We start from the raw sequence: 22,971 nt of genomic DNA on the forward strand, positions 1-22,971 counted from the left end.
TCAGGTCGGGCGTTCGACCGAGATTGGATCGCGGCGGCTTTATACCGGGAGTGGAGCGAACCGGTGCTCTAGGGTCGTGTCCCGGGTCTACCAAGGGGTGACCGGATCACGCGCAGGCTGGAGGCGTCGTGACCAAGATGCGGTGTGCAACGCCCGTCCGAGCGGGTGTGGCGTCGGCGTTGATCGTCGCCTGTGTCGGCTACCCGCCGGCGCGCGCGGACGCGACTTACGGACCGGGCTCCTACGCAGTGCCGGGCGAACTTCCCCACGGCGTATATGTCGCCCGCGCCGAACCCGGCGGCTACTCAGCGGCCTGCTCGTTCAGCGCCTGGACCAGCGCCGGAAAATTCATCGGCTCCGACGACGGGGCTTCGCTTACCGCGCAGATCGTGGCACCCGCGATCGGAAGATTCATTACCCACGGCTGCACGCCGTGGATCAAGGTGGGATAAAGCCGTCGCACTGGGTTTCGGGAAGCGCCGACGCCTCACCGCGGTGGAGCCTAGGGGAATCGAACCCCTGACACCCGCCTTGCAAAGGCGGTGCTCTACCAACTGAGCTAAGGCCCCTCATCGTGGCTCGGTGGACGATCGGGTGGATCGGCCACCGCCACGTGCCAGACCTCGACTCCGCGTCGTGACCGCACCACCGCCGCCGCCACCGCGGCCAGTGCCAGTGGCAATGCAAGCCTCACGCAACGTCTGGACGGGCACATGGTTGTGGGCCTGGGAGGACTCGAACCTCCGACCTCTTCGTTATCAGCGAAGCGCTCTAACCGCCTGAGCTACAGGCCCGCACTCGCGTACGGCCGAGCGACGAGATTACCGCAATCGTCGCCGGACCCCCAAAACCGCGTGATCGCCACCAGTCCGATGGGTGTCGACCCACCAGTCCGATGGGTGTCGACCCACTAGTCGCGGTCCGCCAATGTGACTTCGATGCCGCCGATCAGATCGGTGGCCAGGTTGTAGACGAACGCGGCGATGGTCGCCATCGCGGTCAGCAGGACGATGTTGACCAAGCCGATGAGGACGGCCCCGCCGAAGATCGTGCCGCTGGACACCAATTCGCCGCTGCTGCCGCTGGTGTTGTTCAACAGGTCGCCGACGTTGCTGTTCAGCTTGGCCCAGACGCCCATGCCGCCGAGCACGAGGTACAGGAAGGCCACCGCGATCATCCACACGAAGAACAGCGCCACCGACAGCAGCAGCGACACCTTCAGCGTGCTCCAGGGATCGATCCGCCGGATCTGCATGCTGGCCCGAACGGGACCGCGGGTCCGCCGCGACACCTGGACGCGGTTTTCGCGGCCTTCGTTGGTATCGGCATTGGTGGACCTGGCCGTAACCGATGGGCTGGGCGCCTCCGCGCTGCGCTCCGGCGGAGGCTTGCGTTGCGGGGACCGGGGCAGCGGCCCGGACAGGTCGGGCAGCTCGCTGGCGTAGGCCTCGGCGGGCGGACCGTCGCCGCGGGGCGGCGCGGGGTCGTATTCGTAGGGGTTCTTCGCACGAGCGGACGCGCCGGCCCCGGGCGCGGCCGTGCCCGAGACGAAGCGGTTGAGCCGGGCATCGGCACTGGTGGGAGCGGTGGCCGGTCGCGGCTCGCCATGCGGTTCGGGCTCCCGATGCGTCGGGGCGGCCGCCCGGGCGGGGCCGTGTTGCCGGGACGGCGGATCGCCAGCTTCGGGTGCCCGGCCGGTCTGCGCAGGCGCCGCGCGGTGCACACCGGCGCGCTCGGCCGCGCCGTCCCCATTAAGGCCGTCGCCCTGTTTGGGGGCGCCCGGCTCGTTCGGTGAGGTCACCCCGACTCCTTAGATCTGCTGCGCTGGCCGCCTGCGGTGGCAGTCACAATATGTCCGGTCGGGCCGAGTCTAGTTGCCCCGGCATTTGTGCGGACCCCCGCTTGCCCGCATCGTTACCTGCCTAGCTCTGCGCGTCGTCGGCCTCTTCGGCGTTTCCGACGACCTCCTCCGCGGCTTCCTCGGCGTTGCGCGCGATGGCCAGCAGCGTGTTGTCCTCGCCCAGGTTCATCAACCGGACGCCCTTGGTCTGGCGTCCCGCCTTGCGGACCTGGCGCGCGGCCGTCCGGATCACGCCGCCCCCGGAGGTGATGGCGTAGAGCTCGCTGTCCTCGTCGACGATCAACGCGCCGACCAGCCGGCCGCGCCGACGGTCGTACATCACGGTCAGCACGCCCTTGCCGCCGCGGCCCTGCACCGGGTACTCCTCGATCGCGGTGCGCTTGGCGTAACCGCCGGACGTGGCGACCAGGAGGTACGTGCCTTCGCGGACCACGTTGAGCGACAACAGGTAATCGTCGGCGTTGAACCGCATGCCCTGCACGCCCGAGGTGGCCCGGCCCATCGGGCGCAACGCCTCGTCGGTCGCCGAGAAGCGGATGGACTGCCCGTTGGCCGACACCAGCAGCAGGTCGTCGTCGGACGAACACAGCACGGCGCCGACCAGCTCGTCACTGTCGCGCAGGTTGATCGCCACGATCCCGCCCGAACGGTTGGAGTCGAAGTCGGTCAGCTTCGTCTTCTTCACCAGGCCGTTGCGAGTGGCCAGCACCAGGTACGGCGCGTCCTCGTAGCTGCGGATCTGGATGACCTGGGCGATGCGCTCCTCCGGCTGGAAGGCCAGCAGGTTGGCCACGTGCTGACCACGCGCCGTGCGGGAGGCCTCGGGGAGTTCGTAGGCCTTGGCCCGATACACCCGGCCCTGCGTGGTGAAGAACAGGATCCAGTCGTGCGTCGAGGACACGAAGAAGTGCGCGACGATGTCGTCCTGCTTGAGCCCGGCGCCCTGAACGCCCTTGCCGCCGCGTTTCTGGCTGCGGTAGAGGTCGGTCTTGGTGCGCTTGGCATAACCGGTTTCGGTGATGGTGACGACGACGTCCTCGCGGGCGATCAGGTCCTCGTCGCTGACCTCGCCGTCGGCCGCCACGATCCGGGTACGACGGTCATCGCCGTGCTTGTCGACGATCTCAGAGAGTTCGTCGCGCACGATCGCGCGCTGCCGCTCGGGCTTGGCCAGGATGTCTTCGAGGTCAGCGATCTCGGCCTCGATCTTGGCCAGGTCATCGATGATGCGCTGCCGCTCCAGGGCGGCCAGGCGCCGCAACTGCATGTCCAGGATCGCTTGGGCCTGGATCTCGTCGATGTCGAGGAGCTCGATCAGGCCGGCCCTCGCGATGTCGACGGTCTCCGACGCCCGGATCAACGCGATCACCTCGTCGAGCGCGTCGAGCGCCTTAACCAATCCACGCAGGATGTGGGCCCGCTCGTTCGCCTTGCGCAGCCGGTAGGTGGTGCGCCGGACGATGACGTCAAGTTGGTGCGCGACGTAATGGCGGATCATCTGGTCGAGCCGCAGGGTGCGCGGCACGCCGTCGACGATGGCCAGCATGTTGGCGCCGAAGCTGGTCTGCAGCTGGGTGTGCTTGTAAAGGTTGTTGAGCACCACCTTGGCCACCGCGTCGCGCTTGATCTCCACGACGATGCGCACCCCGACCCGGTCGCTGCCCTGGTCCTCGACGTTGGAGATGCCGGCCAGCCTGCCGTCGCGGACCTGCTCGGCGATGGAGGTGATGAAGTTGTCGTGGTTGACCTGATACGGCAACTCGGTAATCACCAAAGACGTTCTGCCCCTGGCCTCTTCGACCTCCACCACACCACGCATCCGGATCGAACCGCGTCCGGTCTTATAGGCGTCGGCGATGCCCTGGCTGCCCACGATCAAACCGGCGGTGGGGAAGTCCGGACCTTTGACCCGCTCCATGCAGGCGGCCAGGGTGGCTTCCTCGTCAGCCTCGTGGTTTTCCAGGCACCAGAACACGGCCTCGGCGAGCTCGCGCAGGTTGTGCGGCGGGATGTTGGTCGCCATGCCGACCGCGATGCCGCCCGAACCGTTGGCGAGCAGGTTTGGGAACCGGCTCGGCAGGACCGTCGGTTCCTGCACGCGGCCGTCGTAGTTGGGGATGAAATCGACTGTCTCCTCGTCGATTTCGCGCAGCATCTCCATCGCCAGCGGGGTTAGGCGCGCTTCGGTGTAGCGCATGGCCGCCGGCGGGTCGTTGCCCGGCGAACCGAAGTTGCCCTGGCCGTCGACGAGCGGGTATCGCAGCGACCACGGCTGGGCCATGCGCACCAACGTGTCGTAGATCGACGCGTCGCCGTGCGGGTGGTAATTACCCATCGTCTCGGCCACCGACCGCGCCGACTTGGCGTGGCTGCGGTCCGGGCGGAAGCCGGAGTCGTACATCGCGTAGAGCACCCGGCGGTGCACGGGCTTGAGGCCGTCACGCACCTCCGGCAGAGCGCGGCCCACGATCACGCTCATCGCGTAGTCGATGTAGCTGCGCTGCATCTCCTGCTGGATGTCAACCGGTTCGATGCGGTCGCCGGCCTCGTCGCCCGGGGGCAGCGTGGTGTCAGTCATCTATTCCTCGTTTGCGTCGGGATACGCGTGCCTGATCGATCAGACGTCCAGGAAGCGAACGTCCTTGGCGTTGCGGGTGATAAAGCTTCGGCGCGCGTCGACGTCCTCACCCATCAGGATGGAGAACAGCTCGTCGGCGGCCGCCGCGTCGTCCAGGGTTACTTGGCGCAGTACCCGCACGGACGGGTCCATCGTGGTTTCCCACAACTCCTTGGCGTCCATCTCACCCAGGCCCTTGTAGCGCTGGATGCCGTCTTCCTTGTTGATCTTCTTGCCGGCCTTCAGCCCGGCCTCGAGTAGGCCGTCGCGCTCGCGGTCGGAGTAGGCGAATTCGGGATCGCTGCGCTGCCACTTCAACTTGTACAGCGGCGGCTGTGCCAAAAACACATGGCCGTTCTCGATGAGCGGGCGCATGAAACGGAACAACAACGTCAACAGCAGTGTCGAGATGTGCTGGCCATCAACGTCGGCGTCGGCCATCAACACGATCTTGTGATAGCGCAACTTGCTGAGGTCGAACTCGTCGTGGATGCCGGTGCCCAGCGCGGTGATGATCGCCTGAACTTCGGTGTTCTTCAGCACCCGGTCGATGCGCGCCTTTTCGACATTGATGATCTTGCCGCGCAGCGGAAGGATGGCCTGGAACATCGAGTCGCGGCCGCTCTTGGCCGAGCCACCGGCCGAATCGCCCTCCACCACATACAGTTCGGACTTCCGGGGGTCGGTGGAGCGGCAGTCGGCGAGCTTGCCCGGCAGCCCACCCAGATCGGTAGCGCTCTTGCGGCGCACCAACTCGCGCGCCTTGCGGGCGGCGATCCTGGCCTGCGCCGACGAAACCGCCTTGTTCACAACCACTTTGGCGTCGGCCGGGTTGGCTTCGAACCAGTGCGTGAGCTGCTCGTTGCAGACCTTCTGGACGAACGACTTGACCTCGGTGTTGCCCAGCTTGGTCTTGGTCTGGCCCTCGAATTGCGGCTCGCCGACCTTGACCGAAATAACCGCCGCCAGGCCTTCCCGGATGTCGTCACCGGTGAGGTTCGGGTCCTTGTCCTTCAGCAGTTTTTTGTCTTTGGCGTATTTGTTCACCACCGACGTCAACGCGCTGCGGAATCCCTCCTCGTGGGTGCCGCCCTCGTGGGTGTTGATCGTGTTGGCGAACGTGTGAACCGACTCCGAATAGCCGCCGTTCCACTGCATCGCGATTTCGACCTCGTGGCCGGGGCCCTTGCCGTCGAAATCGATGATGCTCTGCTGGATCGGGCTTTTCGTGCGGTTGATGTGCTTGACGAAGTCGACCAGACCGCCGGGGTAATGGAAGGTGCGGTGCTTCACCTTGTGCGGCGCGGTCGATTCGGCCGCCTTCTCTTCGGCGGACTTCGGTGCGTCGGCCGTATCGCTGACCACCTCGTCAACGACCTCGTCCTGCTCCACCCGCTCGTCGGTGAGATTGATCGTCAGACCCTTGTTCAGGAACGCCATCTCTTGAAGCCGCCGCGCCACCGTCTCGAAGTCGTACTGGGTGGTCTCAAAGATGTCCGGGTCCGCCCAGAACCGGATGGTGGTTCCGGTCTTCTTGGTGGCCTCGCCCTGCTTCAGGGTTCCGGGCACGGCGTGGTCGTAGAACTGCGACCACTCGTAGCCATCGCGGGAGATGTCGACCTCGAGGCGGGTTGATAGCGCGTTCACGACGGACACGCCGACGCCGTGCAAGCCGCCGCTGACGTTGTAGCCGCTGTTCTCACCGCCGAACTTGCCGCCGGCGTGGAGTTGGGTCATCACCACGTCGACGGTCGGCGCGCCGGTGGCGTGCATCGCCACCGGGATGCCGCGCCCGTTGTCGGCGACCTCGACGCCGCCGTCCTCCAGCAACCGCACGTCGACCTGGTTCGCGTAACCGGCCATCGCCTCGTCCACCGAGTTGTCGACCACCTCCCAAATGAGGTGGTGCAAACCACGCTCGCCGGTGGAGCCGATATACATGCCCGGACGTTTGCGGACAGCCTCCAGCCCTTCGAGGACGGTGATCTGTTCAGCGCCGTATCCGGCTTGAGGCTTCTTCTTCTGGGCAGCCACGGTCGGAATGCTCTCCTTGGGGTTTCATGCGGGCGGTCCGGTCACCGCAGCAGTCGCACTCCGTCAGTCTACCGTGACCGGGGCTTAGCACCGATTTTCTGGGCGCGTTTCTACCCAGCTAACTGCGCCGTGCACACGATTTCTTTATTCTCACCGCGTCCCGACGTGCCTGATAGGGGTCTCTTTCGTCCTAGCGGCTCTGAGGCGCCTGTTGATACCGGCTCAACTGGGGACTGTTTTGGCCCCCGAACACCTCAGCCGTACGTGTCCCGCGGCCCGCGACCGGCGATGTGGCGGGGCCCCTTGCGCCACGACGGCGCGGTGGGTCCGGTGATCTTGAGCGAGGTCACCACGCCGTTGCCAACCGCCGCCGCAATCTTGGCCAACAGTTGTGCCTGCATCATCCGCAGCTGGGTGGCCCACGCCGTCGATTCGGCGGTGACACTGAGCACACCCTCGTTGAGCGCGGTCGGGGTGGCATGATCGGCGATCTGGTGTCCCACCACCGACGACCAGTGGCCCAGCACCGTGCCTTCGGCGACGTGCGCCGTCCAGCCGCGTTTCTTCGCGAGGTCGCGCGCCAGCCGTCCCAGGGGTTGTGGGTCGCGAACGTCGGGCCCCGGCCCCGACCAGCTCCGGCGCTGACCCGCGACGCGGCGCGGAGCCGATGGGACCGCGCGCCCACGGCCGGCGTCCTTACCCTGCGCGCGGGCCGCCGCCCGGGCCTCCTCGAGCGTCCGGCGCACCAGGTCGATCCCGGTCAAGCCACCCAGTCGCTCGACGTCGTCCTTTGTGTCGTCGGCGTCGGTCATGACCGCACCGCCGATACCCGGCCCGCGTCGTCGTCGCGCAGATCGATGTGCACCCGCCTAGCATCCCAGTCGGCCGGGATGTCTTCCAGCACCGCCGCGGTCACCAAAACCTGCTCGGCTGACTCGGCCACCGTCGCCAACGCGCGACGGCGGGTAGCGTCGAGTTCGGCGAACACGTCGTCGAGCAACAACACCGGTTCGCCGCCGTCCGACCTCAGCAACTCATACGCCGCCAACCGCAGCGCGACCGCGAACGACCACGATTCGCCATGGCTGGCAAAGCCTTTGGCGGGTTGGTCGCCGAGTCGCAGCTCCAGGTCGTCGCGGTGCGGGCCGACCAGACACATCCCTCGCTCCAACTCCGCGTCGCGCCGCGCCGAAAGGGCCGCCAACAAGGCGGCCTCCAGGAACTGACGGTCGCTGATGTCGGAAGCATCGAGGCTGGCGCGGTAGGCGATCGAGGCGGGGCGTGATCCCGGCGCCAGCAGCTGGTAGGCCTTCTCTACCTCCGGCGCCAGTTCGTTGACCAAATCGATGCGGGCGGCCATCAATTGGGCGCCGTGCTCGGCCAGCCGGCTGTCCCACACATCCAGCGTGTCCAGGGCGCCGCGGTCGCCCCGAAACCGCGCGCCAGACAGGGACTTCAACAGCGCGGTCCGTTGCCGCAAGACCTTGTCGTAATCGGCGCGCACACCGGCGACCCCTGGGCGGCGGACGGTGGCCAAATCATCGAGGTAGCGCCGCCGGTCCGACGGATCCCCGCGCACCAAGGCCAGGTCTTCGGGGGCGAAGAGCACCGCCCGCAATACACCGACCACCTCACGCGTGCTGCGAACCGGCGAGCGATTCAGCCGCGCCTTGTTGGCGCGGCCCGCGGCGATCTCCAGATCGATCGCGCATTCCCGGCCGTCGTTGACGACGATCGTCGAAATTACCGCGCGGTCCGCGCCCGCCCGGATCAACGGCGCGTCGGTTCCGACCCGGTGCGATCCCAATGTGGTCGAATACCACAGGGCCTCAACAAGATTCGTCTTTCCAAAGCCGTTGGGACCCACGAACACCGTCCGGCCCGGCTGCAATTCGAGGTCGGCGTGGGCCCAGGACCTGAAATCACGCAGACCTAAATGCCGGACGTACACCTAGCCAGGCAACCGGACTGGCATCAGCAGGTACACATAGTCCGTCGGCAACGCGGGGAAGGGCCCGGTGCCGGTGGGGGAGGTGTCGCCGTCCGACGCGGGGCGCAGCAGGGCGGGCTTGCCGGGCGTCGTGAAGCCGAACGACACCCGTTCCGAATGCACCGATGCGAGGCCATCGGTCAAATACGTCGGATTGAATGCGATCGTCAGCGGCTCGCCGACGAAATCAACCTGGAGATCTTCTTCGGCCCGCCCCACGTCGTCAGCGCCGGCAGACAGCCGCAACGTCCCGTCGGAGAATTCCATCCGCACCTGGGCACCACGGTCGGCCACCAACGCGACCAGCTTGATGGCCTCGGTCAGCTCCGCCACGTCGATGGTGGCGACCGCGGTGTGCTCGGCGGGCAGCAGCTGACGAAACTTCGGGAACTCGGCATCCAGAAGCCGGGTGGTGCTTTGCTTGCCGTTCCCGCTGATGCCGAGCAGCCCGTCCTTTCCGACCCCGGCGCCCGCGCCCAGCGACAGCTGAACCTCGGACCCGTCGGCGCCGGCCTTGGCCGCCTCCGACAACGTCTTGGCCGGTACCAGCACCGCGGCCTCGATGTCAGGCGAAAGCGCCGTCCAGGTCAGCTCGCGAACCGCCAGACGGAACCTGTCGGTCGCGGCCAAAACCACCGTGTCGCCGGAAATCTCGACCCGAATCCCGGTCAGCATCGGCAAAGTGTCATCCCGGCCGGCGGCGATGGCGACCTGGCCGATCGCCTCTGCGAACAAGTCCGCCGGCAAGGTGCCGGTGCCTTCGGGCAGCGCGGGCAGCGTCGGGTAATCCTCAACCGGCATCGTCGGCAGGGAGAATCGTGCGCTTCCGCAGGTCAGCGCGACCCGATTGCCGTCCACATAGAAGTCGACCGGTTTGTTCGGCAACGCCCGGGTGATGTCTGACAACAGTCTTCCGGATACCAAAACGCTTCCCGGAGAAGCGATTTCGGCGGCAACCTGGGCTTCGGCGGACACCTCGTAGTCGAACCCGGAGATCGTCAGGCCGTCGTCCGAGCCGGACAACAGGACCCCGGACAACACCGGCACCGCGGGCCGGGTCGGCAGGTTCTTCGCAACCCACGACACCGCATCGGCGAATGACTCTCGCACCAGACGGAACTTCAAGTCGGTGAGGCCAGCTGTTGTCGTCGCCGCGTCCATAGCGTCCCTTTACCTGCCGAGTGTCCAAAACCTTCAAAAACCACGGTGGCTAGCCGCCCGTCGCTAGCAGTCGAACCACAACCGTAGATCTTCTGCCGCCATCTTGAAAGCTAATGCCAGCGGCCGACAAGCGGGGTGAACGTGGGTCCCGGCGCGGCGCGCTCGACGGGTGTCCCCAACGCCGTTCTTCAAAGAAGAAACAACGGATAGATCTCAGTAACAGTATTAAGGCCTGTGCATTCTGGGGACAGCTTGGCTTTAGCGCAGCTAGGGGAGCGGCGGGGTTGTGGATGGTGCGGTTGACAACGGGGCGTCGGTTGTTGGGCCGGTGGGGATGGAAGACGGATGTGCACGGAAACCCCAATCCCGCACCGATCTTTGACCGACTTGTGCACAGGGCTGCGCACATCGTCCTGGAGTGACAGCTGTGACAGGGGAGTGAGAAGTTTTTTGAAAAAAAGTTCGGCGAAAGCGCCTCGGTCAGCGCTTGGACCGCTGCCGGATGCGGGTGGTGAGCTCTTTGACGTGATCGAAGACCTCACGGCGCTCGGCCATTTCGGACAAGATCTTTCGCTGCGCGTACATGACCGTGGTGTGATCGCGGCCGAATGCCTGACCGATCTTGGGCAGGGACAGGTCGGTCAGCTCGCGGCACAGGTACATCGCGATCTGTCGTGATTGCGCCAGCGCCCGCGTCTTGCCCGGGCCGCGCAGTTCCTCGACGGTGGTGTCGAAGTACTCGGCGGTGGCGGCCATGATGGTGGCCGCGCTGATCTGCATCGTGCTCGCGTCGGCGATGAGATCGCGAAGCACGATCTCGGCCAGCGCCTTGTCGATGGGAGTCTTGTTCAGCGAGGCGAACGCCGTCACCCGGATGAGAGCCCCTTCGAGCTCGCGGATGTTGCGTTCGATGCTGCTGGCGATCAGTTCGAGCACGTCGTCGGGCACCGCGAGGCGTTCCATCTGTGCCTTCTTGCGCAGAATGGCGATCCGGGTTTCGAGCTCGGGGGGCTGCACGTCGGTGATCAGTCCCCACTCAAAGCGGGTCCGGAGCCGGTCCTCGAGCGTGGCGAGTTGTTTTGGTGGCCGATCGGACGAGATGACGATCTGCTTGTTCGCGTTGTGCAGCGTGTTGAAGGTGTGGAAGAACTCTTCCTGGATACCTTCCTTGCCCTCGATGAATTGGATGTCATCGACCAGCAGGACGTCGACGTCGCGGTAGCTGCGCTTGAACGCGACCTTGCGGTCGTCGCGCAGGGAGTTGATGAAGTCGTTGGTGAATTCCTCGGTCGAGACGTACTTCACCCGCATGCCGGGGAACAGCCGTTGGGCGTAGTTGCCGGCGGCGTGCAACAGGTGCGTCTTGCCCAGGCCGGACTCACCCCAAATGAAGAGCGGGTTGTAAGCGCGGGCCGGGGCTTCGGCGATGGCCAGGGCAGCGGCGTGGGCGAAGCGGTTGGACGCGCCGATGACGAACGTGTCGAAGGTGTAGCGCCGGTTCAGGCTGGTTCCGCCGGCGACGGCCGGGTCGGCCGCGTGTGGGCGTTCGGTGAAGTAGTTCGGCCAGCTGTGTTCGGCGCCGCCCGGCACCTCACCGTTCTCGTCGGTCTCGTCGGCGTCGATCGACGTGTCCAGGTCGGCGTCGTCCGCCTGGTCGAGGGTGTGGGTTTCCGAGACTTGGCTGAAGGTCTCGGCGTTGCCGAACGCGCCGGCGTCGGAATCCTCGGGGGGTGGGGCGATGCGCACACCCAGTTGGATCTGCTGCCCGAGTCGGCGGCTGAGAGCGTCGGTGATCGGGGCGCGGAGGTGACGCTCGATCTCGTTTTGCACGAAACTGCTCGGCACCGACAACAGGGCAAAGCCCTCGACGATCGTCAGCGGCCGGACGAGATTCAGCCACGCCCTTTGCTGGGGGGTCAGGGGGGTGACAAGCGTCGTGCGGTTGGGGCCCATCGCGTCCGAGGCGGACTCGCCGTTGAGCTCGGAGACGACCGCGTTCCAAACTGTGGTGAATCCTGAACCGGGGTCATCGGTCAACGACGTAATCTCCCTGGCTCTCGCAGATCCCGGGTTGAGGGGTAACAACGCTTAACGACGAAGCAGCTGTCCACATGGTTATCCACAGGTGTGGACAGGATAATCGTAGACGAGCCGCAGCCTACCGGCGACGGCCCGCGATCTTCGTGCTGATGGCAACCGCCGCCGGTCGCCTAGACAGCTACTTGATCCGCCATCCTCGCTTCGTCGTCGAGCGCCGTTCCACTCTGAAACGGCATTGGGAGAAGTTAACAGTTTTCCGTTCGGCTGCCAACAGTTCTGCTGCATTCCAATCGGCTTCTCTAGAGTGTCTTGGGGCCTGCTTGTCGCTCGTTCTCCTATGGTGCCGCAGGGACGGCTTCGAGAACTTCGGTTTTCGCGGATGTGTGAGTTTGGTGCGTTGCGGCAGACCAAGTTTGACCCAGCGAAGACGCGTCAGTACCCTCGAACAGTCGCCCGAAAGTCGGCGATACGGCTGCGACCCAAATCAAGGTAGGGGACCGCGCCGGCCAGTAGTAAGACCCACCTCCGATCGACCCGCGGACGAATGGCGCGAGCGGCCGGAAGGTTCGAATTACGAGGAGAACGCCGTGGCCAAGGGCAAGCGGACCTTCCAGCCGAATAACCGGCGCCGAGCCCGCGTGCACGACAACGTCGGGCTGCGCCGAGCGCATCCCGTACTTCACCGCGGCGTCAAACTCCGTTGACCGCCTCATGCGGTTGCGTGCGGAAAGCACCGCCAAAGACCTGGCGTTGCGATCAGGCAGTCAGCGCGCGGCGGCCTTTACGCCGCCGGCCGGAGACGATCGCTCGCCCGGCGCGGGTGCGCATCCGCAACCGAAAGCCGTGCACGCGGGCTCGGCGCCGGTTATTCGGCTGGAAGGTCCGCTTGCCCTTGGCCACGGCGTTCTCCTCGTAATTCGAACCTTCCGGCCGTCGCGCCATGGCGTCGCGCGTCGGTTGCGGCACGTGGCCCGGGCGATGCTGGGCGACCTCAACCAATCCGATCACGTGGTGATCCGCGCGCTGCCGAGCAGTCGGTTGGCGTCGTCGGCGCGCCTCGAGCAACAGCTGCGGCGCTGCCTGCGACGCGCGTTCGAGTCGGCGGGAACCGACCGGTGACGCGCGCGGCGGGGATGCGTGCCGTGATCGGTGGCGCCGGCCGGGCCACCGCGCGCGGGCTGATTTTCGTGATCCAGCTCTACCGGCACATGGTGTCACCGCTGCGCCCGGCGACTTGCCGCTTCGTACCGACGTGTAGCCAATACGCGGTGGACGCCCTCACCGAGTACGGCGTAATTCGGGGGAGTTGGTTGTCCGTGGCCAGGCTGGCCAGATGTGGACCGTGGCATCCGGGAGGATGGGATCCGATCCCGGATCGACACGGATGCCGGGCGAGCTTCGAAGGCGCCGGCCCCAGACAAGCGGGGCGCCCCGCGCCGCAGCAACGGGAGAGTGAGTCTTTTGTCGTTTGATTTCTTCAGCCTTGACATCTTCTACTACCCGGTGTCGTGGATCATGTGGGCCTGGTACAAGCTGTTCGCGGCCGCGCTGGGACCATCGAACTTCTTCGCCTGGGCCCTGTCGGTGATGTTCCTGGTCTTCACCTTGCGGGCGATCCTGTACAAGCCCTTCGTGCGCCAGATCCGCACCACCCGCCAGATGCAGGAGCTGCAGCCGCAGATCAAGGCGCTGCAGAAGAAGTACGGCAAGGACCGCCAGCGCATGGCGCTCGAGATGCAGAAGCTGCAACGCGAGCACGGCTTCAATCCGATCCTGGGCTGCCTGCCAATGCTCGCCCAGATCCCGGTATTCCTGGGGCTGTATCACGTACTGCGTTCCTTCAACCGGACGACCGGCGGCTTCGGCCAGCCGCACATGTCGGTGGCCCAGAACCGGGCGACCGGCAACTACGTCTTCACCCCGGCCGACGTCGGGCACTTCCTCGACGCCAACCTGTTCGGCGCCCCGATCGGTGCGTTCATGACCCAGCATGCCGGGTTGGACGCCTTCACTCACTTCAGCCGGCCCGCGGTGATCGCCGTCGGTGCGCCGGTGATGATCCTGGCCGGCGTCGCGACCTACTTCAACAGCCGGGCGTCGGTGGCGCGGCAGAGCGCGGAGGCGGCGGCCAACCCGCAGACCGCGATGATGAACAAGCTTGCGTTGTACGTGTTTCCGCTCGGCGTCGTCGTCGGTGGCCCGTTCCTGCCGCTGGCGATCATCCTGTATTGGTTCTCCAACAACATCTGGACGTTCGGACAGCAACACTACGTGTTCGGCATGATCGAGAAAGAGGAAGAGGCCAAGCGGCAGGAGGCCGTTCAGCGGCGAGCCGCGAACGCGCCGGCGCCGGGGGCCAAGCCCAAGCGCAATCCGAAGGCGACGTCGGCGAGCGGCAACGGTTCCTCGACGGGAGCCGACGGGAGCGACGGTTCGGACTCGGATTCGGATCGATCGGATAACGGTGTCCCCGGGGCGAAGACGGCAACGGCGCAACCGGACAAGCCGAACGCGGCGGGCCGGACCGACGGCCCGACCAACCGCACCCCCCGACCCGGGGCGCGGCCGAAGAAACGGAAGCGCTGACGAGGCGCCACGGCTTTTAGGGGGTCCCCCGGGCGAGCGACCCGACTGGAGAGGGACCCGTGATGAGGGAGAGGGAAGAACATGACAGACGCCGACACCACCGAGCGCGACGTGGACACGGAACTCGAAGCGCAGGAGCCGTCCGACGATGAGACGGCGGCGCCCGAGCGTGGCGACGACCAAGTTGACGACCAGGAGGAGCGGTTGGTCGCCGAGGGGGAGATCGCCGGCGACTATCTCGAAGAGCTGTTGGACCTGTTGGACTTCGACGGCGACATCGACCTGGACGTCGAGGGCGACCGCGCGGTCGTCAGCATCGACGGCAGTGACGACTTGAACAAGTTGGTCGGCCGCGGCGGTGAAGTGCTGGACGCCCTCCAAGAACTCACCCGGCTGGCCGTGCACCAGAAGACGGGGGTGCGCAGTCGGCTGATGCTCGACATCGCAAGCTGGCGGCGTCGGCGCCGCGAGGAGCTGGCGGCGCTGGGCGACAAGGTGGCGCGGCGCGTGCTGAACACGGGCGAACGCGAGGAGCTTTCCCCGATGACGCCGTTCGAGCGCAAGATTGTCCACGACGCCGTGGCGGCGGTGCCCGGGGTGCACAGCGAGAGCGAAGGCCAGGAGCCGTCGCGCCGTGTCGTCGTCCTGCTCGACTGACCCACCGAGTCACAGCCGTGTAATTCGCGGGTCCTAACGGGCGACAGAGGATCGAGGATGTTTCACGTGAAACAAGACCACGAGACGTTTCACGTGAAACATGCCACCGGTGCGGGCGCCGAAGGCCCCGGGTCCCTGAGCGACGCCGCGACCGCAATGTTCGGCGACCGGATAGATATGGCGAAGCGCTACGCCGATCTGCTCGCCGGCGCCGGCGTGGAGCGCGGGCTTTTAGGTCCCCGCGAGGTCGGCCGGCTCTGGGAGCGCCATCTATTAAATAGTGCGGCCGTGGGGGAGCTTCTCGATCCGGGTGAGCGGGTGATCGACATCGGCAGCGGGGCCGGGTTGCCGGGGATCCCGCTGGCGATCGCGCGGCCCGACCTCGAGATCGCGCTCCTCGAGCCGATGTTGCGCCGCACCGAGTTTCTCACCGAGGCCGTTGCCGAACTAGGGTTGGCGGTCGAGGTGGTGCGCGGCCGCGCGGACGACCCCTGGGTGCGCGATCAGTTCGGCGCCCGGGACGTCGCCGTGTCGCGCGCTGTGGCGGCGCTGGACAAGCTGGCGAAGTGGAGCATGCCGTTGCTACGGCAGGACGGGCGGATGGTCGCGATCAAGGGGGAGCGTGCTCCCGAGGAAGTGGAAGCGCACCGGCGTGTGATGGCCGGTTCGGGAGCCGTTGATGTCAGGGTGGTGGCATGTGGCGTGAACTACTTGTGTCCGCCCGTAACCGTGGTTTTAGCGCGACGCGGAAAGTCGGCGCGGCGGAAGCCGGCCCGGTCGGCAGACAGGGGGGCACGGTGAGTTCTCCACACGATTGGTCCGGCGAGCCCGCGCCGTCACCGCCCGTCGCGCAGGCGCAACCATCGGCGGCCGACGCCGGGCCCGCTGATGTTTCACGTGAAACATCGCCCGACTACGACACTCCGATCGGCGCCGCCGCCGAGCGCGCGATGCGGGTCCTCCACACGACCTACGCGCCGCTGCGCCGCCCGACCCACCGACGGGTGTTCACCGTCGCCAACCAGAAGGGCGGCGTCGGCAAGACGACCACCGCCGTCAACCTCGCCGCCGCGCTGGCCGTGCAGGGGCTCAAGACCCTCGTCATCGATCTCGATCCCCAGGGCAACGCGAGCACCGCGCTGGGCATCCACGACCGGCAAGCCGGCACCCCCTCGTCGTACGAGGTCCTCCTCGGCGAGGTGTCGTTGCACGACGCGTTGCGGCCCAGCCCGCACAGCCCGCGGCTGTTCTGCGTGCCGGCGACGATCGATCTGGCCGGCGCCGAGATCGAGTTGGTCAGCATGGTGGCGCGTGAGAACCGGCTCCGCACGGCGCTGGCCGAGCTCGACCAGTTCGACTTCGACTACGTGTTCATCGACTGCCCGCCCTCGCTCGGACTGCTGACGATCAATGCGCTCGTGGCCGCGCCCGAGGTGATGATTCCGATTCAGTGCGAGTACTACGCGCTGGAGGGCGTGTCCCAGCTGATGCGCAACATCGAGATGGTCAAGGCCCACCTCAACCCACGGCTCGAGGTGACCACCGTGGTCCTCACGATGTACGACGGACGGACCAAGCTGGCCGACCAGGTGGCCGACGAGGTCCGCCGGTTCTTCGGAAACAAGGTGTTGCGCACCGTGATTCCGCGCAGCGTCAAGGTTTCCGAGGCGCCCGGCTACAGCATGACCATCATCGACTACGACCCCGGTTCGCGCGGGGCGATGAGCTACCTCGACGCGAGCCGCGAACTCGCCGAGCGCGACTGACCACTATCCGTGAAGGGACGACCATGACGCAGCCGTTACGCAAGAAGGGTGGCCTCGGCCGGGGCCTGGCTTCGCTGATCCCCACCGGCCCGGCGGAGGGCGACTCGGGTCCGGCGACGCTGGGTCCCCGGATGGGCGACGCGGCGGCCGATGTATTGATCGGCGGGCCGGCGCAGGATGCCGCCTCGGTAGGCGCGGTCTACCGCGAGATCGCACCCGGCGACATCGAGCGCAACCCGCGGCAGCCTCGGCAGGTGTTCGACGAAGAGGCGCTCTCGGAGCTGGTGCATTCCATTCGCGAGTTCGGGCTCCTGCAGCCGATCGTGGTCCGCGCGGTGACCGGGGCGCCGAGCGGCGCGCGGTACCAGATCGTGATGGGGGAGCGGCGTTGGCGCGCCGCACAGGAGGCGGGCCTGGCGACCATCCCGGCGATCGTGCGCGAGACCGGCGACGACAACCTGCTGCGCGACGCCCTGCTCGAGAACATTCACCGGGTGCAGCTGAACCCCTTGGAGGAGGCGGCGGCCTACCAGCAGTTGCTCGACGAGTTCGACGTCACGCACGACGAACTGGCGTCGCGGATCGGCCGGTCGCGGCCGCTGATCACGAACATGATCCGGTTGCTGAAGCTGCCGATCGCGGTGCAGCGCCGGGTCGCCGCGGGGGTCCTGTCCGCCGGCCATGCCCGTGCGCTGCTGGCCCTGGAGGCCGGCCCGGAGGCGCAGGAGGAGCTGGCTAGCCGGATCGTGGCCGAGGGCCTGTCGGTGCGCGCCACCGAGGAAGCGGTCACCCTGGCCAACCGGGGCGATGGGGCCGCCCCGGCGGCGCCGCGTCGCAAGCCGATCCAGATGCCCGGCCTTCAGGACGTTGCTGACCGGCTGTCCAACACGTTCGACACCCGGGTCACGGTCAGCCTGGGCAAACGCAAGGGCCGGATTGTCGTCGAGTTCGGCTCGGTGGAGGACCTCCAGCGGATCGTCGACGTGATGACCCCGCCCAAGGCCTGACCGTCCACACGGTGTAATTACGTCACTGTGACACAAGGCCCTCCCGGGCCCGAAATCGCCGGCCTCGTGCGCCCTAGTTCAGCGGAGTTTCGATGTGCCCCAAGATGTTTCGCGATTTGCCCGGCCGCCGACCGGCTGTCCGGACCATTCTGCCGGGCCGGCCGAAGTGGCAGGGCAAACACTGGTCCGATGAGGTCGAACTCTCCTATCCTGGAGGGGTTGCTGATGGCCGAGAATTGGTTGGCTGCAATACCGTACGGAAGCCAGGAGGCTAGTGTCCGCTCGAATCACGCCGCTTCGGCTCGAGGCTTTCGAGCAGCTTCCCAAGCATGCGCGCCGCTGCGTGTTCTGGGAGGTCGACCCGGCGACCCTCGGTAACCAGGACCACCTCGCCGACCCCGAATTCGAAAAAGAGGCCTGGCTGTCGATGGTGATGCTGGAGTGGGGTTCGTGCGGGCTGGTCGCGACCGCGATCCCCGACGACGAACGCAGCCACGCCGAGCCGCCTTGCCTGGGGTATGTCCTCTACGCCCCGCCGCGCGCGGTGCCGCGGGCGCAACGGTTTCCCACCGCCCCGGTGTCCGCCGATGCGGTGTTGCTGACGTCGATGAACATCGAGCCGGGGCAAGCCGCCGACGATCTGCCGCATGGGCTCATCGCCCGGGTCGTCGACGAGCTCGTCCGACGTGGTGTCCGGGCGCTGGAAGCCTTCGGTCGTACGTCGGAGGCGTCCGAGCTACAGGATCCGCGGTTGGTGGACCCCGATGTCCGCCCGGTGCTGGAGGCGCTCGGCGACTGTTCGGTCGACCACTGCATGATCGACGCCGAATTCTTGAAGGACGTGGGATTCGTTGTGGTGGCGCCGCACAGGTACTTCCCGCGGCTGCGGCTGGAATTGGACAAAGGACTCGGCTGGAAGGCCGAGGTCGAGGCGGCGCTGGAGCGCCTGCTGGCCAATGCCCAACTGGAAGAACCGGTGGGTGCGGGTTCTTCCGCCGCCGGAAATACGCTGCGGGCCAACGAGAGCGGCTAGGAACCGCCCAGCCGGGAGGCCCGTTCCACCGACAATTCGTGAGCCAGCAGCTCGGCGAAGGTGAACGTGCCGGTGGGACGGTCGTTCTTGCCGAGCAGGTAGAGCCGCTTGACCGCGGCCAGGATGCCCTCGGCGATGGCGTCGCGGGTCTGCGTGGAGATCAGCATCGCGCGGTCGCGCGGGTTGGTGATGTAGCCGACGTCGACCTGAACCGTGGGCATCCGGGTGAGCCGCAGCAGATCCCATGTCCGGCCATGCGTGCGGCAATCCCGTAAACCGGTGCGGGCCACCACTTCTCGCTGAATGAAGTCGGCAAGGTTGCGTCCGATCGTGGAGACCGAACCGTGCGAGTTGCCGAAGTGAAAGGAGGCCACGCCGTTGGCCGACGGGCTGGTCTGGGATTCGCAGCGCAGGCTGATCATGAGGTCGGCGCCGACGTTGTTGGCGGTAGCGGCGCGTTCGGCGTCCGACGGGCTGCGATTGGTCGGCCGCGACAGGAACGTCTCCATGCCGATGGCGGTCATCCGGCCCTCGAGCCGACTTGCCAAGTCCCACAGCACATCTGCTTCGCTGACCGGGCCGGCCGGGCCCTGCATGATGGCGCCGTGGTCCGTGCCGCCGCGGCCCGGATCGATGATGATGCGCTTGCCCGACAGTTTGGGCCCGGAGCGGCGGACCAGCTCTTCCTCGCGAATGGCATGCGGGGACCCGCCGCTGACGCGGGAACTGAGAAAGTACAACGAGCGCAAGGTTTCCGGGCCGCAGATGCCGTCGGCGGCGAGCCCGTATTCGCGCTGGTATGACATCAGAGCGTTGTGGGTCTGCAGGCCGAAGTGCCCGTCGACCAGGCCGGTGTAGAAACCGAGGTCCTGTAGCCGCGCCTGCAGGGTCGCGACGTCGTCGCCGTAAAGCGGCGCGCCAAACTGGTGATACAGCGTGCGCGCGCCCAGGCGATACGAGGCCTCCTTCAGCGCACGGTAGGTCGCTTCGCCGACGATGCCGTCTACCAGCAATCCGCGGTTCTGCTGGAAGGCGCGCACCGCCTGATCGAGGTGGGCATCGAAGACCTCGAGGGCCACGTGTTGCCCGGTGGTCATGTCTTCGTCGGGATTGTCCAGCAGCCCCAGCGAGGCCAGCGTCGCCCGGATTTCGGTCACGGCAGCGCTGCGGTCACCACAGCGCAGCGCGTCGCCGTATTCACGGCGCTGACTCGACATACCAAAGGCCCTCCGGGACAAATTGACAAGCTGAAGACGGGCAACGGCTAAGCGCTATTGTCGCAGATGCTTCTCAATTTTCGGAAAACCCCAGGCTAAGCGCCGGGGCGTGGTGTGACGAACTGGCCGGCGTCAGGCGAGGTTGGGAACCGCGTCGGAAAGCTCGCGCAGCAACGCCGCCTTGCCCTTGGCCCCGACGATCCGCTTCACCGGTTGGCCGTCCTTGAACAGGATCATGGTGGGAATCGAAACCACCTGAAAATCCCGGGCCGTTTCCGGGTTCGCGTCCACGTCGAGCTTGGCGATGGTGATCTGTTCGGCGCGCTCGCTCGCGATTTCCTCCAGAACTGGGGCGACCATCTTGCACGGACCGCACCACGTGGCCCAAAAGTCAACCAACACAGGCTTATTGCTCGACAGCACCTCCGAGGAGAAAGACGCGTCAGAGACTTCTATTGTGGCGCCTGCCTTTTCGGCGTCGGTCATCGCGGTGCTCCAATCAATGTGTCGGTACCCTCAGCGTTTCCGGTTGCAGACTCGTCTTCCTGTTCGGCCAGCCAACGCTCGGCGTCGATGGCCGCGGCGCAGCCGCTGCCCGCGGCGGTGATCGCCTGCCGGTAGGTGCGGTCCACCAGGTCGCCGGCCGCGAACACGCCCTCCGCTGAGGTGCTGGTGGTGCGGCCTTGCACGAGTACGTAGCCGTCGGGATCGAGGTCGAGCAGATCGCGCACCAGCCCCGAACGCGGCTCGTGGCCGATTGCCACGAAAACGCCGGTGACCGCGAGGGTCGATTCTTCGCCAGTTATGTTGTCGCGCAACCGCAATCCGGTCACCGTGGTGTCGCCCTCGACGGCGAGCACGGCGGCGTTGGTGATGAACTTGATCTTGTCGTGGTTGCGGGCGCGATCGAGCATGATCTTGGACGCCCGGAACTCGTCGCGCCGGTGCACCAGCGTCACGCTGCTGGCGAAGCGGGTCAGGAAGATGGCCTCCTCCATCGCCGAGTCGCCGCCGCCGATGACGGCGATGTGCTGGTCGCGGAAGAAGAACCCGTCGCAGGTGGCACATGAACTCACGCCGCGCCCCAGCAACTCCTGCTCGCCGGGCACCTGCAGGTAGCGAGCCGCCGCGCCCATGGCCAGGATGACGGCGCGTGCGCGGTGGGTCTCCCCGTCGGCGGTGACGACGGACTTCACGGGCCCGTCCAGGGATACCGATTCGACGTCTTCCATCCGCAGGTCCGCGCCGAACCGCAGCGCCTGCTCGCGCATCTCGTCCATCAACTCCGGGCCGGTGATCCCGTCACGAAAGCCCGGGTAGTTCTCCACCTCGGTCGTCGTCATCAATGCACCACCGAAAGAGGTGCCTTCGAAAACCAGGGGGGCCAGCTGCGCGCGGGCGGTGTAAAGGGCCGCGGTGTACCCGGCCGGGCCGGAGCCGATGACGATGACGTCGTGAATGGTGTCGTGAGCGGTGTTATCGGCAGTCATTCGGGCCTTTCAGGTGCGGAAGCTACGCATACGAACGCCAGCGTAGGCGTAGGTGTTCCCGGGTGTCGGGCACCACATTAAGTGTGACGGCAACGACCCACTTCGCCCGGCTGCGCCGCGGTTGCAAGGCGTGATGGCAGCGACTACGCCCGCGGGACCTGCGTGTTGGCCAGCAACCCGGTATCGGCGGCGCTGCAATTCGGCGCCACCGCGAAGACCGCCAGATTTTCGGGCGTGTCGCCGGGCAACACCAGCAGCACGCCGGGGCGGGCGTTGACGTCGACCGGTCGCGCGCCCAGCACCTGCGTGGACGCCGGATAGCCGAGGCCGCTGAGGCAGGACGCGCGCAGCGCGGGGTCGCCGAGCGCGCCGTAGTCCGGGCTGCTGTGGAGCAGTCCGAGGATCTCGGGCTGTGACAGCGGAATCGTCGGCGGCGGCGTCGACACCGTGATGTGCTCGGCGGTGGCCGGCGTGCTCGGGGCGGGCTCCGGGGCGCTGATCAGCGCCACCGTGCCCACGCCGACCGCAGCCAGCACGGCGCCCACGCCGAGCAGGCCGGCGACCACCCGGGCGGGCCCCAGATGCGGCCGGGCCGCGTGCGCGACACCGGTTTGATCGGCCGACCGCAGCGCCGCCGAGATCCGCGCGGTGACCTCGGGGGGGACCTCGGGCGCGGACGCCGGGTCGGCCCCCAAGGTCGCGACGTCGCAGCGCACCTGGTTCAGCGCGCGCAGCATGCCCTGCGCCGCCGGGTCTTCGCGGACGCGTTTACGCACGCGGGCCGCGGAATCGTCGTCGAGCAGACCGGCCTGAAGGTCGGCCAGCAGCTCGACGGTCAGGGGCGGCTCGGCGGCTTCGTCGTCGGGTTCACCCATCCGCCCCAGTGTCCGTCATGCGCCGCTCGACGGCCATCGGTGGGCCCGCGTCGGGACCGGTGTCGAGGTAACCCAGCAGCTGGGCGAGGCGGACCCGGGCGCGGGAACACCGGCTCTTGACGGTGCCCTCGGCGACGCCCAGCAGCGCGGCGGTGTCGGCGACGGAATAGCCCTGCATGTCGACGGCCACCACCGCCGCCCGCTGCTCGACGGGAAGTCGCATCAGGGCCCGTTGCACCACGATCGCCGTCTCGACCTGCGCGGTGCGATCGGCGACGGGGTGCACGTCCTCGAGGGGGGCCGTCGGATGGGCCTTGGTGCGGCGCAGCCGGTCCAGGCACGCGTTGACCACGATGCGGTGCAGCCAACTGCCGACGGCGGCGTCGTGCCGGAACGATCCCGCCCCGCGATGCGCCGAGAGCATCGCGTCCTGCAGCGCGTCCTCGGCGTCCTCGCGGGTGCGGGTGGTCAGCCGGGCCAGCCGATGCAGCTGGCGTTGATGACGATGGAACAACTCGGCGAACGCGTAGCGGTCGCCGGCTACGTGGGCCGCGAGCAGTTCGGCGTCGCTTCGTTCGCCCCCGCTGTTCCCCCCGAGACCCACGGCCGGACACTAACTAATCGGTGGTCGCGCGGC

General features: G+C 67.0%; 21 protein-coding genes, 2 tRNA genes and 2 pseudogenes. 9 read left to right on the plus strand and 16 right to left on the minus strand.

Annotated features, from left to right (window positions below; translation table 11 throughout):
* The first annotated feature begins 128 nt into the window (after nt 1-128).
* Nucleotides 129-452, plus strand: a complete 324-nt coding sequence (locus A5712_RS25070) for a hypothetical protein (protein WP_197519495.1) — start codon at nt 129-131, stop codon at nt 450-452.
* A 44-nt stretch (nt 453-496) separates the two neighbouring features.
* Here A5712_RS25070 and A5712_RS25075 read toward each other — a convergent pair.
* The 11 genes and pseudogenes from A5712_RS25075 to rpmH all read right to left on the minus strand — a co-directional run bounded on the left by A5712_RS25075 (nt 497) and on the right by rpmH (nt 12,603).
* Nucleotides 497-569: transfer RNA gene (locus tag A5712_RS25075), tRNA-Ala, on the minus strand.
* A gap of 151 nt (nt 570-720) precedes the next feature.
* A tRNA-Ile gene (locus A5712_RS25080) sits at nt 721-794 on the minus strand.
* Between the two features lie 116 nt (nt 795-910).
* The gene (locus tag A5712_RS25085; RefSeq protein ID WP_068111518.1) at nt 911-1,801 is read right to left on the minus strand and encodes a DUF3566 domain-containing protein; all 891 of its coding nucleotides are present in this window, start codon (nt 1,799-1,801) and stop codon (nt 911-913) included.
* 121 nt (nt 1,802-1,922) lie between these two features.
* The gene (gyrA, locus tag A5712_RS25090; RefSeq protein WP_068111519.1) at nt 1,923-4,439 is read right to left on the minus strand and encodes a DNA gyrase subunit A; all 2,517 of its coding nucleotides are present in this window, start codon (nt 4,437-4,439) and stop codon (nt 1,923-1,925) included.
* 39 nt (nt 4,440-4,478) lie between these two features.
* Entirely contained in the window at nt 4,479-6,512 is a 2,034-nt protein-coding gene (gene gyrB / locus A5712_RS25095) for a DNA topoisomerase (ATP-hydrolyzing) subunit B (protein WP_068111523.1), read from the minus strand.
* Between the two features lie 254 nt (nt 6,513-6,766).
* Nucleotides 6,767-7,324 (minus strand): DUF721 family protein, encoded by a 558-nt coding sequence (locus A5712_RS25100; protein WP_068111527.1) that lies wholly within the window; start codon nt 7,322-7,324, stop codon nt 6,767-6,769.
* Entirely contained in the window at nt 7,321-8,463 is a 1,143-nt protein-coding gene (recF, locus tag A5712_RS25105) for a DNA replication/repair protein RecF (protein WP_068111530.1), read from the minus strand. Before recF ends, A5712_RS25100 begins: the two co-directional genes overlap by 4 nt.
* Nucleotides 8,464-9,663, minus strand: a complete 1,200-nt coding sequence (gene dnaN, locus A5712_RS25110) for a DNA polymerase III subunit beta (RefSeq protein WP_068111533.1) — start codon at nt 9,661-9,663, stop codon at nt 8,464-8,466.
* Nucleotides 9,664-10,143: 480 nt separating this feature from the next.
* Nucleotides 10,144-11,700, minus strand: a complete 1,557-nt coding sequence (gene dnaA, locus A5712_RS25115) for a chromosomal replication initiator protein DnaA (RefSeq protein WP_068111535.1) — start codon at nt 11,698-11,700, stop codon at nt 10,144-10,146.
* 625 nt (nt 11,701-12,325) lie between these two features.
* Nucleotides 12,326-12,437, minus strand: a pseudogene (locus A5712_RS30495) (ribonuclease P protein component); the annotation flags it as partial.
* A 22-nt stretch (nt 12,438-12,459) separates the two neighbouring features.
* Complete coding sequence (rpmH, locus tag A5712_RS25120; protein WP_068111553.1) at nt 12,460-12,603, minus strand: 50S ribosomal protein L34; 144 nt, start codon at nt 12,601-12,603, stop codon at nt 12,460-12,462.
* Here rpmH and A5712_RS25125 point away from each other — a divergent pair.
* From A5712_RS25125 to A5712_RS25155, 8 genes and pseudogenes are all read left to right on the plus strand, one after another.
* Nucleotides 12,601-12,822 (plus strand): annotated as a pseudogene (locus A5712_RS25125) (ribonuclease P protein component); the annotation flags it as partial. The gene rpmH and the pseudogene A5712_RS25125 sit on opposite strands and share 3 nt — an antisense overlap.
* Nucleotides 12,823-12,836: 14 nt before the next feature.
* The gene (gene yidD / locus A5712_RS30500) at nt 12,837-13,175 is read left to right on the plus strand and encodes a membrane protein insertion efficiency factor YidD (RefSeq protein WP_082964501.1); all 339 of its coding nucleotides are present in this window, start codon (nt 12,837-12,839) and stop codon (nt 13,173-13,175) included.
* Nucleotides 13,156-14,289: a membrane protein insertase YidC gene (yidC, locus tag A5712_RS25130; RefSeq protein ID WP_156766764.1), complete on the plus strand. Its 1,134-nt coding sequence runs from the start codon at nt 13,156-13,158 to the stop codon at nt 14,287-14,289. Before yidD ends, yidC begins: the two co-directional genes overlap by 20 nt.
* A gap of 81 nt (nt 14,290-14,370) precedes the next feature.
* On the plus strand, nt 14,371-14,946 hold the full coding sequence (locus A5712_RS25135) for a R3H domain-containing nucleic acid-binding protein (RefSeq protein WP_068111558.1): 576 nt from the start codon (nt 14,371-14,373) through the stop codon (nt 14,944-14,946).
* A 57-nt stretch (nt 14,947-15,003) separates the two neighbouring features.
* A complete protein-coding gene (rsmG, locus tag A5712_RS25140; protein WP_068111561.1) occupies nt 15,004-15,747 on the plus strand; it encodes a 16S rRNA (guanine(527)-N(7))-methyltransferase RsmG in 744 nt (247 codons plus the stop codon).
* The gene (locus tag A5712_RS25145; protein ID WP_082973654.1) at nt 15,744-16,712 is read left to right on the plus strand and encodes a ParA family protein; all 969 of its coding nucleotides are present in this window, start codon (nt 15,744-15,746) and stop codon (nt 16,710-16,712) included. Before rsmG ends, A5712_RS25145 begins: the two co-directional genes overlap by 4 nt.
* Before the next feature lie 23 nt (nt 16,713-16,735).
* Nucleotides 16,736-17,719, plus strand: coding sequence for a ParB/RepB/Spo0J family partition protein (locus A5712_RS25150; protein ID WP_068111564.1), 984 nt, complete (start codon nt 16,736-16,738; stop codon nt 17,717-17,719).
* 274 nt (nt 17,720-17,993) lie between these two features.
* The gene (locus A5712_RS25155) at nt 17,994-18,752 is read left to right on the plus strand and encodes an acetyltransferase (RefSeq protein WP_068111567.1); all 759 of its coding nucleotides are present in this window, start codon (nt 17,994-17,996) and stop codon (nt 18,750-18,752) included.
* On the opposite strand, the gene A5712_RS25160 is transcribed toward A5712_RS25155, so the two are convergent.
* The 5 genes from A5712_RS25160 to sigM form a co-directional block, all read right to left on the minus strand.
* A complete protein-coding gene (locus A5712_RS25160) occupies nt 18,749-19,969 on the minus strand; it encodes an N-acetylmuramoyl-L-alanine amidase (protein ID WP_068111570.1) in 1,221 nt (406 codons plus the stop codon). The two genes, A5712_RS25155 and A5712_RS25160, sit on opposite strands and share 4 nt — an antisense overlap.
* Before the next feature lie 132 nt (nt 19,970-20,101).
* Nucleotides 20,102-20,455: a thioredoxin gene (gene trxA / locus A5712_RS25165; RefSeq protein WP_068111571.1), complete on the minus strand. Its 354-nt coding sequence runs from the start codon at nt 20,453-20,455 to the stop codon at nt 20,102-20,104.
* Nucleotides 20,452-21,459 carry a thioredoxin-disulfide reductase gene (gene trxB, locus A5712_RS25170; RefSeq protein ID WP_068111574.1) on the minus strand — a complete coding sequence of 336 codons (1,008 nt, stop codon included), beginning with the start codon at nt 21,457-21,459 and terminating at the stop codon, nt 20,452-20,454. The genes trxA and trxB overlap by 4 nt, the downstream gene beginning before the upstream one ends.
* A gap of 143 nt (nt 21,460-21,602) precedes the next feature.
* Nucleotides 21,603-22,334: a hypothetical protein gene (locus A5712_RS25175; protein WP_068111577.1), complete on the minus strand. Its 732-nt coding sequence runs from the start codon at nt 22,332-22,334 to the stop codon at nt 21,603-21,605.
* Nucleotides 22,327-22,938 carry an RNA polymerase sigma factor SigM gene (gene sigM, locus A5712_RS25180; RefSeq protein WP_068111580.1) on the minus strand — a complete coding sequence of 204 codons (612 nt, stop codon included), beginning with the start codon at nt 22,936-22,938 and terminating at the stop codon, nt 22,327-22,329. Before sigM ends, A5712_RS25175 begins: the two co-directional genes overlap by 8 nt.
* Nucleotides 22,939-22,971: the final 33 nt, after the last annotated feature.

The sequence above is a fragment of the Mycobacterium sp. E2327 genome, from assembly GCF_001672675.1.
Lineage (GTDB): Bacteria > Actinomycetota > Actinomycetes > Mycobacteriales > Mycobacteriaceae > Mycobacterium.